At 67.5% G+C, this 10,306-nt stretch carries 9 protein-coding genes; 7 read left to right on the top strand and 2 right to left on the bottom strand.

What is annotated here, in order from left to right; all coding sequences use genetic code 11:
- Nucleotides 1-623 precede the first annotated feature (623 nt).
- Together Q9246_RS18335 and Q9246_RS18330 are read right to left on the bottom strand one after the other, a co-directional pair.
- Nucleotides 624-1,460, bottom strand: coding sequence for a helix-turn-helix domain-containing protein (locus tag Q9246_RS18335; RefSeq protein ID WP_306392142.1), 837 nt, complete (start codon nucleotides 1,458-1,460; stop codon nucleotides 624-626).
- A 67-nt stretch (nucleotides 1,461-1,527) separates the two neighbouring features.
- Nucleotides 1,528-1,884, bottom strand: a complete 357-nt coding sequence (locus Q9246_RS18330; RefSeq protein ID WP_306392141.1) for a nuclear transport factor 2 family protein — start codon at nucleotides 1,882-1,884, stop codon at nucleotides 1,528-1,530.
- Nucleotides 1,885-2,148: 264 nt separating this feature from the next.
- Between Q9246_RS18330 and Q9246_RS18325 the strand changes: the two genes are divergently transcribed.
- The 7 genes from Q9246_RS18325 (at nucleotide 2,149) to Q9246_RS18295 (ending at nucleotide 10,264) form a co-directional block, all read left to right on the top strand.
- Nucleotides 2,149-3,024: a glucosamine kinase nucleotide-binding domain-containing protein gene (locus Q9246_RS18325; RefSeq protein ID WP_306392140.1), complete on the top strand. Its 876-nt coding sequence runs from the start codon at nucleotides 2,149-2,151 to the stop codon at nucleotides 3,022-3,024.
- A complete protein-coding gene (gene nagA / locus Q9246_RS18320; protein ID WP_306392139.1) occupies nucleotides 3,021-4,118 on the top strand; it encodes an N-acetylglucosamine-6-phosphate deacetylase in 1,098 nt (365 codons plus the stop codon). The genes Q9246_RS18325 and nagA overlap by 4 nt, the downstream gene beginning before the upstream one ends.
- Before the next feature lie 20 nt (nucleotides 4,119-4,138).
- Complete coding sequence (locus Q9246_RS18315) at nucleotides 4,139-5,149, top strand: SIS domain-containing protein (protein WP_306398224.1); 1,011 nt, start codon at nucleotides 4,139-4,141, stop codon at nucleotides 5,147-5,149.
- 11 nt (nucleotides 5,150-5,160) lie between these two features.
- Nucleotides 5,161-6,666 carry a beta-N-acetylhexosaminidase gene (nagZ, locus tag Q9246_RS18310; protein ID WP_306392138.1) on the top strand — a complete coding sequence of 502 codons (1,506 nt, stop codon included), beginning with the start codon at nucleotides 5,161-5,163 and terminating at the stop codon, nucleotides 6,664-6,666.
- Between the two features lie 166 nt (nucleotides 6,667-6,832).
- Nucleotides 6,833-8,143 carry a tetratricopeptide repeat protein gene (locus Q9246_RS18305; RefSeq protein WP_306392137.1) on the top strand — a complete coding sequence of 437 codons (1,311 nt, stop codon included), beginning with the start codon at nucleotides 6,833-6,835 and terminating at the stop codon, nucleotides 8,141-8,143.
- Nucleotides 8,144-8,379: 236 nt separating this feature from the next.
- The gene (locus tag Q9246_RS18300; protein ID WP_306392136.1) at nucleotides 8,380-9,453 is read left to right on the top strand and encodes a flavodoxin family protein; all 1,074 of its coding nucleotides are present in this window, start codon (nucleotides 8,380-8,382) and stop codon (nucleotides 9,451-9,453) included.
- Nucleotides 9,454-9,526: 73 nt separating this feature from the next.
- On the top strand, nucleotides 9,527-10,264 hold the full coding sequence (locus Q9246_RS18295) for a GntR family transcriptional regulator (protein WP_306398222.1): 738 nt from the start codon (nucleotides 9,527-9,529) through the stop codon (nucleotides 10,262-10,264).
- Nucleotides 10,265-10,306: the final 42 nt, after the last annotated feature.

Below are 10,306 nucleotides of genomic sequence, written 5' to 3'. Positions count from 1 at the left end.
TGGATCGCCGCCATCACCGCCTCGTCCTGGGCCGGCATCGGCTCGGCCTCGCCGTCCGACCGTGCATCGGCGCCGCTCCGGCCCACTGCGGGCAAGACCTGCGCCTGGGCCGGATCGGCCTGCGATTCGGCCGACGTATCTGCCGGCGCATCGGCCGGCCGCGCCGCTTCCGCCGCCGGATCGACCAATGCCACCCCGTCGAACAGCATGCGCGGTTCGAGCGCCAGCAGGCGCCGGCGACGATGAATTGCCTGGGTAGAGTTAATCGATGGGGAAGCGGTCGAACGACGCTGTTTCATTTGGCCGAATTTCTCAGATGATCAAAGGCAATATTTTAATTTGATCTGATAGAGAAATTGCTGGATATTAATTTTTTAGCTTCGTTTTTTGTGTTTTTTCGCGACACACCTAAGGGAAACGTTAAAAATCGAAAGATTCCGCGATGGAGTGCGACATAATGTTTCCGTGTGGATATAAATAATGTTAAACAAGCCGTTCAATATTTTAATTAATATGAATCATTGATTATCTACCAGCGATCACATTAGTATTTACTTGGCCAAGTTTCTTTAAATAAACATTGCCGTGAATAAACTATTCAATGCTCTTTTAAATGGCGAGGTTTATCCCGATCGATTCAGCGCCGCATCGAACCACGCGCGACTCTGTGCATCCGCCGGGAAGAACGATTCGAGCCGCAACTCGTGCACGGTGACGTCGTGCGGCGTGCCCAGGGTCGTGATGGTGGTGAACAGGTTCAGCTCCAGGCCATCCTTGCGCAAGGTCATCGGCAGGAACGGCAGCGCCAGCCGGTCGAGGTTGGGCTGGCGCGCCGCCTCGGCGATGCCGGGCAAGGCCATCAACTCGTCCAGCAGCCGGGTCGACTCGCTGGCCGGGCCGTCGCCCATCGCCTCGCGCTGCACCCATTGCAGCAGGTCGGCGCCCACCGCTTCCCAGTTGACCAGGAAGGGCCGCAGCCCGGCCGGATCCAGCGTGAGCTTCAGGACGTTGATGGAACCGTCGCGCGGGATCGGGGCGTCGGGTGCCAAGTCGAGGAAGTGGCGCATCATGCGCGCCGCCGGCTCGTTGAACATCACCAGGTTCCACAGCCGGTCGACCACCAGCGCCGGATACGGCGCGGCCTGGGCCAGCATGAAGTCGAGCGCGCGCTTGACCGCATCCATGTCGGGGTCGGACAGGCTGCGCTCGCGGTAGGCCGGCGCAAAGCCGGCCGCCAGCAGCATCGCGTTGCGCTGCCGGAGCGGGATGTCGAGCACCATGCCCAGCTTCAGGACCAGGTCGCGCCCCGGCTGCGCCCTGCCAGTCTCCAGGAAACTCAGGTGGCGCTGCGAGATGTCGGCGTCGACCGACAGCCGCAGCTGGCTCAGGCCGCGCCGCCCGCGCCAGTAGCGCAGCGCGGTCGCGAAGTCGCTGAAATAAGAGGTGCTCGCTGCCTGCATGGTTTCCTCCTTGCCGTGTGCTCGTGATTGTCGCCGAGCCGTCCAGTTGGCTCAAGCGGCGATGTCTTCAAGACTGGTCCAGGAAACCGGTCACGTCGGCCAGGCGGCCGTCGAGCGTGACGGTGGCGATATCGAGGCCGTGCGCCACCGCCTTGCCGTCCGGCGCCTGCAGCGTCCAGGCGAAGCGCACCACGTCGTTGTGGCCGTCCGGCGTGCCGCGCAGTTCGAAGCGGTGCTGCGGAAAATGCTGCTGGGCGGCGCCGATCATGGCGTCGATGCCGTCGATGCCGGCGCCCTGCATCATCGGGTCGATATAGCTGGCGTCGGCGGCGAAGACGGCGGCGACCCGGGCGCGGCGCGCTTCCGGCTCGCGCTCGTTCCAGGCGGCGAGGTAGTGGCGGGCGATGGCTTGGGGGTTGTGCATGGCGTTCTCCTGTGGGTGGATGGAATGACCATTCTCGCGGCGCGGGCCGGGCGCGGCGATTACCTTCCAGGTAATCGTCGCCATCCAGGACAAAAAACCATACCAGTGACGATACCAGTATGCACACCATTACCCACGAGCCGAGCGCCATGAGCGCCGGCTATCCCCTCATTTGGTCTGCATCGCCGCATACCAGTTAAATACCTGTTGACATCGGGATGGGCCCTGCCTATAGTGCCTTGACCTCATTCCAGCCTACTTACCATGATCGACTATCTCATCGGCGTCGACGGCGGCGGCACCAATACCCGCGTGCGCCTGGCCGGGCGCGACGGCGCCGAACTGGCGACCGGCAACAGCGGCCCTTCCGGCCTGCGCCACGGCATCGGCAACGCCTGGCAGGCGGTCAATACGGCCGTCGCCCAGGCCTTCGCCGCGCTCGGCATCGACACCATTCCCATGGCGTCCTGCGCCATCGGCCTGGGCCTGGCCGGCGTGCACAACAAGGAATGGGCGGCGCAATTCAGCGCCGCCAATCCGGGCTATGCCGCGCTCAGGCTCGACACCGACGGTTTCACGACCCTGATGGGCGCCCACGGCGGCCGGCCCGGCGCCATCGTCGCCATCGGCACCGGCAGCGTGGGCGAGGCCCTGCGCACCGACGGCACGCGGGTCGAGGTCGGCGGCTGGGGCTTCCCGGCCGGCGACGAAGCCAGCGGCGCCTGGATGGGCTTGCGCGCCATCGGCCACGTCGAGCAGGTGCTCGACGGCCGCGTCGAGGGCGGCGCCTTCGCGCGGGACGTCGTCGATGCCTGCGGCGGCAACCGCGACGCGATCCAGGTCTGGCTCGGCAAGGCCACCCAGACCGACTACGCCGGCCTGGCGCGCTTCGTGGTGGCGCATGGCGCCAGCGACGGCGTGGCCGGCGCCATCCTCGAGCAGGCCGGGCGCGACGCGGCCCTGATCGCGCACGCGCTCGACCCGCGCGCCGAACTGCCGCTGGCCCTGTGCGGCGGCCTGGGCGAGACCCTGCGCCTGTACCTGCCGGCCGACACGCTGGCGCGCTGCAGCCCTCCGCACGGCGACTCGGCGCAGGGCGCGCTGCGCATGATCGAACTGCACCTGAAGGATTCCGCATGACGGCCACCATCGAAGGCAATATCCTCACACCCGAGGGCTGGGTGCGCGGCACGCTGCGCTACGGCGCCCACATCGACGCCATCGACGGCGCCGCCGCCGATCCCGACGCCAACGGCGACGACTACATCCTGCCGGGGTTCATCGACGTGCACGTGCACGGCGGCGCCGGGCGCGACATGATGGAAGGCGGCGACGCCCCGCACGTGATCGCCGCCCTGCATGCGAAACACGGCACCACCAGCCTGCTGGCCACCACCATGACGGCGCCGCTGGAAGACATCGACCGCGCGCTGGCGGCCATCGGCGCCGCCTGCAAGGCGCGCGGCAAGGGCGAGGCGCGCATCCTGGGCGTGCACCTGGAAGGCCCTTATATCAACTCCGGCAAGCTGGGCGCCCAGCCGCCGTTCGCGCGCGAGGCCAGCCTCGACGAAGTGAAACGCTTCGACGCCCAGGCGCCGATGAAACTCATCACGGTGGCGCCCGAGATCGACGGCCATATGGAACTGGTGCGGCTGCTCGCCGACGCAGGCATCCGGGTCCAGGTCGGCCATACCAATGGCAACTACGAGGTCGGCGTGGCCGCCCTCGAACACGGCGCGGCCGGCTTCACCCACCTGTTCAACGCCATGCCCGGCCTGCACCACCGCGATCCCGGCATGGTCGGCGCCGCGCTGGCGCATGCCGAATATGCCGAGATCATCCCGGATCTGCTGCACGTGCATCCGGGCGCGATCAAGACTGCGCTGCGCTGCATCCCCCGGCTGTTCTGCGTGACCGATTCGACCGCCGCCGCCGGCATGCCCGATGGCGAATACATGCTGGGCCGCCAGGTGGTCCACAAATGCATGGGCGGCGTGCGCCTGGCCGACGGTACCCTGGCCGGCAGCACGCTCACCATGGACCAGGCGCTGCGCAACCTGGTCAAGATCGGCCTGCCGCTGGCCGACGCCAGCCGCCGCGTCTCGACGAATGCCGCCGACTACCTCGGCGAAACCCTGCGCGGCCGCCTGGCGCCGGGCTGCCATGCCGACTTCGTGGTCCTCGACCGCGACCTGAACATCAAAGCCGTCCATATCGAAGGAGATCTCCTGTGACCGCCCCCACCACTTCGCTCATGCTGCAGGAGGCGCTGTCCGCCGCCAACTGCATCGCCCACCAGCTGACCCAGGACGTGGAGCGCTACGCCGAACTCGGCGCGCGGCTGCGCGCCACCCAGCTGCACAGCGCGGTGACGGTGGCGCGCGGCAGCTCGGACCACGCGTCGAACTACCTGGCCTACCTGATCATGGCGCGCATGGGCCGCCTGGTGACCTCGCTGCCGATGTCGCTCATCACCCTGTACAAATCGCCGATCGTCGCGCGCGACACGCTGGCGGTGGCGATCTCGCAGTCGGGCCAGAGCCCGGACGTGGTCGAACCGATCCGCTACTTCCGCAATGGCGGCGCCACCACCGTGGCCCTGGTCAACGATGCCGCCTCGCCGCTGGCCGACGCCGCCGAATGGACCATGCCGCTGCATGCCGGTCCTGAAAAAAGCGTGGCCGCGACCAAGAGCTTCATCGCCAGCCTGGTGGCCGGTGCGCGCCTGGTCGCCGACTGGCAAGACGATAAAGAGCTGAAAGACGGCATCGCCGCCCTGCCCGACGCGCTGCGCGCCGCCACCGAGGTGGACTGGTCGGCCGCGATCGAGGTGCTGGCGCCGGCGCGCAACATCATGGTCGTGGGACGCGGCATCAGCTTCCCGCTGGCGCTCGAATCCTCGCTCAAGTTCAAGGAAACCTCGGCGCTGCAGGCCGAGGCGTTCTCGGGCGCCGAGATCAAGCACGGCCCGATGGCCCTGATCGAGGAAGGCTATCCGCTGCTGATCTACGCCACGCGCGGCCCGACCCAGGCCAGCCTGGTGGCGCTGGCCGACGAGATGCGCGGCCGCGGCGCGCGCGTGCTGCTGGCCGCGCCAGGTGACATCGCCAGCCGCGACCTGACCTTGCCCACGGCCGCCATCCCCGACCTCGACCCGATCGCCGCGGTGCAGGCCTTCTACACGATGGCGGCGAAACTGTCGGCGGCGCGCGGCATGAATCCGGACCAGCCGCGCCACCTGAGCAAAGTCACCAAGACCAACTGACGAGGACATCGATGACGAGCGCGACGACCGACTACCTGGACCTCGCCGGCCAGCTGATGATGGTGCGCCTGTTCGGCACCGAACTCGATGCCGACACCGACGCCTTCCTGCGTACCCACAAAGTGCGCGGCGTGTGCCTGTTCCGCCAGAACATGGTCGACGCCGGCCAGCTGACCCGCTTCACCGGCGCCCTGGTCGATGCCATGGGCCCGCAAGCCCTGGTCGCCCTCGACCAGGAAGGCGGCGCCGTGGTGCGCTCGACCTGGGTGCCTGCGCCGCCGAGCGCGATGGCCCTGGGCGCGGCGAACGACCCGCAACTGGCGCGCGAAGTCGGCGCCGCGGTGGCGCGCGCGGTGCGCGCGCTGGGCTTCAACTGGAACTTCGCACCGGTGCTGGACCTGAACAACAATCCGCACAACCCGGTGATTGCCGAGCGCTCGTTCGGCGCCGATCCCGCGCAGGCCACGCGGATTGCGCTGGCCTGGATGGAAGGCAGCGAGAGCGAAGGCGTGGCCTGCTGCGTCAAGCACTTCCCCGGCCACGGCGACACCCACGTCGACTCGCACCGCGACCTGCCGCACGTCGACAAGCCGCGCGCGGAACTGGAGCGCTTCGAGTTCGCGCCGTTCCGCATGGCGGCGCAGGCGGCGCCGGCCATGATGACGGCCCACATCGTCTATCCGGCGCTGGACCCGGTCAATCCGGCCACCATGTCGCGCGCCATCCTGACCGGCGTGCTGCGCGAGGAGTTCGGCTACGAAGGCGTGATCATCACCGACGGCATGGACATGCATGCGATCGCGCACCGCTACAGCCCCGGCCAGGCGGCCGTCAACGCGCTGGTGGCGGGCGCCGACATGGTGATGGCGATCGGTTCGCGCGAGACGCAAGTCGAGACCGTGCACGCGATCGCCCAGGCGATCCGCGACGGCCTGCTGCCTCTGCCCGACGTCGAGGCCAAGCTGGCGCGCCTGGAGAAGCTGGCCCAGGCCCATCCCGCCGGCCCGGCGGCCCACGCGCGCGAGCAGGACGACCGCGCGCTGATGACGCGCGCCTGGCGCGCCGGCCTGACGGTGCTCGGCCAGCCGCAACGTCCCGCGCGCGGCAGCCGCGTGCGCCTGGTGGCGCGCGCCGACGTGGTCAGCGACGGCATCTCGGAAGCCGGCGTGCCGGCCGATCGCATCGCCGCGGCCCTGGGAACCCTGTATGACGTCGAGCTGGCGACCTTCGCCGACAGCGAAAGCTTCGACTGGTCGGCCCTGCCGCAGGACGGGCGCTTCACGATCCTGGCCTCGACCTCGCGCCGCCGCTACGGCCCGCAGGCCCGCGCCGGCTGGCGCCCCGACCTGCACCTGGCCTTGTGGAACCCCTACCAGGCGCTGGACTTCCCCTCGCCTGCCCTGATGAGCTATGGTTTCGCGCCGCCGGCCCTCGAAGCGGCGGTGGCCTGGCTGGCCGGCGAGATCGATGCGCCCGGGACTTGCCCGGTGCCGGGCTTTGAACGGCCAACGAGGTAACGCGATGTAACGACGCGGGCGCCCTCGCCCGCTCTGCGGCACAATTCACGGGCCAGAAAACGGCTGATTTATGGGACAATGCACAACTTTGTCCGAGATTGGCATTTTTGCTATATTTGGCGAAAGCGCATTTCGTAAATTTTTTGTCTAGATAGAAGGATACACAATGTCCCAATTCCGTCTTGCCCGCCTGTGCCTGGTGCTGGCTGCCGTCGGCCTGAGCACCCCAGCCCTGATTCCCGCTGTCCACGCCCAGGACAAGCCAGCCGCTGCCGCCGAGGCGCCGAAGGACACCGTTCGTCCTGAGCTGTTCAAGCTGCTCGACCCGGCCGCGATCAAGCCGCTGATGGATGCAAAGAATTACGCCGAAGTGCAGAGCCGCGTGCAGCAGGCCGAAGCCTTCCCGAACCGCACCCCGTACGAAGACTACGTGGTCAACCGCATGAAGCTGTCGCTCGGCTCGGCGACCAACAACAACGAGATCGCCATCCCGGCGCTCGAAGCCGTGATCAATTCCGGCCGCATGCCACCGAACGAGCAGGCCGACTTCATCCAGGCCCTGGCGAACATGCACTACAACGCCAAGGACTATCCGAAGGCGATCGAGTGGTTCAAGCGCTACCAGAAAGAAAGCTCGACCCCCGAGAAAGTCGCGCCGGCCCTGACCCGCGCCTACTACCTGGGCGGTGACTTCGCCGCCGCCAAGGCCGCCCTGCTGCCGGCGATCGAGGCGACCGAGAAGGCCGGCCAGAAGCCGAGCGAGGAAGACCTGCGCCTGCTGGCCTCGTCGGCCAACCGGGTCAAGGACGATGCCGGCTACCTGACCGCGCTCGAAAAGCTGGTCGCCCACTACCCGAACGACGACTTCTGGACCGACGTCCTGAACCGCGGCGTGGCGCGCAAGGCCGGTTTCGATCCGCAGGCCAATATGATCAATGTGTACCGCCTGGAAGCGGTCACCGTCAAGAAGATGGCGCCCGAGGAATACGTCGACCTGGCCGAACTGTCGCTGCGCGACGGCTTCCCGACCGAGGCGAAGGAAACCATGGACGCCGGCTACGCCGCCGGCGTGCTGGGCCAGGGCAGCAATGCCAAGTCGCACGCCGCCCTGCGCGACAAGGCGACCAAGGGCGCGGCCGACGACGCGAAGAACATCGCCGCCGGCGAAGCCTCGGCCGCCAAGGCCAAGACCGGCGCCGGCCTGGTCAACCTGGGCTGGGCCTATGCCACCATGGGCCAGGGCGACAAGGGCGTCACCTTCATCCAGCAGGGTATCGCCAAGGGCGGCCTGAAGAACCCTGAAGAAGCCAAGCTGCGCCTGGGCATGGCACAGGCACGCGCCGGCAAGAACGCCGAAGCAATCCAGACCTTCCAGACCGTCAAGGGCGGCGGCGGCGCCGGCGACCTGGCCAAGTACTGGATCGTTCACCTGAACCAGAAGCAAGGCGGCGGCGCGCAGACCGCGTCGGCCCAGTAAGCCACAAGCGGTATCAACGTCGTCCCCGCGCAGGCGGGGACCCAAGTTTCTCGGCGCGCGCTCAGCTCAAGCGAAGTGGCTGCGCTAAATAACTTGGGTCCCCGCCTTCGCGGGGACGACTTTTTGGGGCCGGTTGCAGTAAATCGCGCCCCGATTTCATCCTCCCAGCGTGCGCGCCCGTACATTACCTCGCCTCCTACCCGCCGGATAATTGCCTTATTTACATCGGAGGCAGCATGACGACGACGGTACGCAAGGGCCAGGCGCCCGCCAAGCTCGAACGCAACGAATTCCACCTGCGTTTCCGCCAGGCCTTCCAGGACCCCGGCTACGAGTCGCTCGACCGCGAACTGGCTGCGATCGAGGACGTGGCCTGGGACGCGTACCACGAAGGCCGCAAGGCTCCCCACACCGTCAAGGCCGGCCCCGGCTTCGCCGATCCAGGCTACGACCTCTCGGTCGAGTGGAAGGAAGCGCGCGACCGCCTGCTCGGCGCCGAGCGCCATCAGAAGGATCCCGATACGCGCAACCGCGTCCTCCTGATCAACGCCTCGGCCCGCAACGACGGCACCTGCCCCGGCGAGATTTCGAAAAGCTGGCGCATGACGCAGATGGCGAAGGACGTGCTGGAGGAACAGGGCTTCGAGGCCGACGTGCTCGACCTGAGCCTGCTCAATTCCGACTACGACCGCCATATCCACCCCTGCAAGGGCTGCGTCTCGACCGCGATGCCGCTATGCCACTGGCCGTGCAGCTGCTATCCGAACCACGCCGAGCGCCAGGTGAACGACTGGATGAACGAGATCTACGAACGCTGGGTGCTGGCCCACGGCGTCATCATCATTACCCCCGTCTACTGGTACCAGACCCCAGCCGTGCTGAAACTGATGATCGACCGCCTGGTGTGCGCCGACGGCGGCAATCCCGATCCCACTTCCACCCAGGGCAAGGACGCCGAACGGGCCAAGCAGATCGAGCGCGACGGCTGGGATTACCCGAAACACCTGGCCGGGCGCGCCTATGGCCTGCTGGTGCACGGCGACGTGGCCGGCATCGAAGGCACGCGGCGCTCGCTGGCGGACTGGCTGGAATGGATGGGGCTGATCAACTCGGGCAGCTTCGGCCAGCTCGACCGCTACATCGGCTACTACGAATCGTATGCCGACAGCCACGAGACCTTCGACCACGATACCGCGGTGCAGGAAGAGACGCGCAACGTGGCGCGCGCCGTGGCCACCGCGGTGCGCGAAGTGCGCGCGGGCCGGGTCGCCGTGGTCAGCCCGCCCTTGAAGGATCCGCGCCCGAAATGACCGCGGGCCCGGGCTGCGGTATCATTTCCTGTCCCCTGACCTTCGCCTGCGCATGAATCCCCTCGTCCAACTGATGCACGACGCCGCCAAGGCCAGCCTCGCGGCCGGCGACGGCAAGCTGCCACTCTACCAGCAACTGCAGCGCGCGCTGCGCCAGGCGATCGACAACGGCAGCTATGGACCGTCGGCCGCCCTGCCGGCCGAGCGCCAGCTGGCCCTGGAACTGGGCATCTCGCGTATCACGGTGCGCAAGGCGATCGACAACCTGGTCGAGGACGGCCTGCTGGTGCGCCGCCCCGGCGCGGGCAACTTCCTGAATTCGCGCATCGAAAAGAACTTCGCCAAGCTGACGTCGTTCTCGGAAGACATGCGGGCGCGCGGGCGGGTGCCGCGCAGCAGCTGGCTCAAGCGCTCGGAAGGCCTGGTCACGCCCGAGGAAGCGCTGCGCCTGCGGCTGTCGCCAGGCACGCCGGTGTACCGCTTCAACCGCTTGCGCTATGCCGACGATGCACCGATGTGCGTGGAGTACGCGACCATCGCCGCCTTCGCCCTGCCCTCGCTCGATGCGGTGGGCGATTCGATGTACGAGGCGCTGGGCGCGGCCGGCAACCGCCCGGTGCGCGCGCTGCAGCGACTGTCCGCCCTGCTGCTGGGCGCCGAACAGGCACGCCTGCTCGAGGCGCGCGAGGGCGATGCCGGCCTGTGCGTGGAACGCCTCGGTTTCCTGCGCGACGGCCGCGCCGTGGAATTCTGCCGCTCGTATTATCGCGGCGATACCTATGACTTCGTTGCCGAGCTCAACGCAGCTTGAAGAAGTGGTGTTAATCTGGATGTTTTCACCACACGAGGACCA

It is taken from the genome of Telluria beijingensis, from assembly GCF_030770395.1.
In the GTDB taxonomy this organism is placed as follows: Bacteria; Pseudomonadota; Gammaproteobacteria; order Burkholderiales; family Burkholderiaceae_D; genus Telluria; species Telluria beijingensis.
The sequence above is the reverse complement of the archived record's forward strand: the minus strand, read 5'-3'. Positions and strand labels throughout refer to the sequence as shown.

Bases quoted from the DNA above. Each gene is read 5' to 3' on its own strand.
- Q9246_RS18335 (WP_306392142.1), bottom strand. From the start codon at position 1,460: ATGCAGGCAGCGAGCACCTCTTATTTCAGCGACTTCGCGACCGCGCTG.
- Q9246_RS18305 (WP_306392137.1), top strand. From the start codon at position 6,833: ATGTCCCAATTCCGTCTTGCCCGCCTGTGCCTGGTGCTGGCTGCCGTC.
- Q9246_RS18315 (WP_306398224.1), top strand. From the start codon at position 4,139: ATGCTGCAGGAGGCGCTGTCCGCCGCCAACTGCATCGCCCACCAGCTG.
- nagA (WP_306392139.1), top strand. From the start codon at position 3,021: ATGACGGCCACCATCGAAGGCAATATCCTCACACCCGAGGGCTGGGTG.
- nagZ (WP_306392138.1), top strand. From the start codon at position 5,161: ATGACGAGCGCGACGACCGACTACCTGGACCTCGCCGGCCAGCTGATG.
- Q9246_RS18300 (WP_306392136.1), top strand. From the start codon at position 8,380: ATGACGACGACGGTACGCAAGGGCCAGGCGCCCGCCAAGCTCGAACGC.
- Q9246_RS18330 (WP_306392141.1), bottom strand. From the start codon at position 1,884: ATGCACAACCCCCAAGCCATCGCCCGCCACTACCTCGCCGCCTGGAAC.
- Q9246_RS18295 (WP_306398222.1), top strand. From the start codon at position 9,527: ATGCACGACGCCGCCAAGGCCAGCCTCGCGGCCGGCGACGGCAAGCTG.
- Q9246_RS18325 (WP_306392140.1), top strand. From the start codon at position 2,149: ATGATCGACTATCTCATCGGCGTCGACGGCGGCGGCACCAATACCCGC.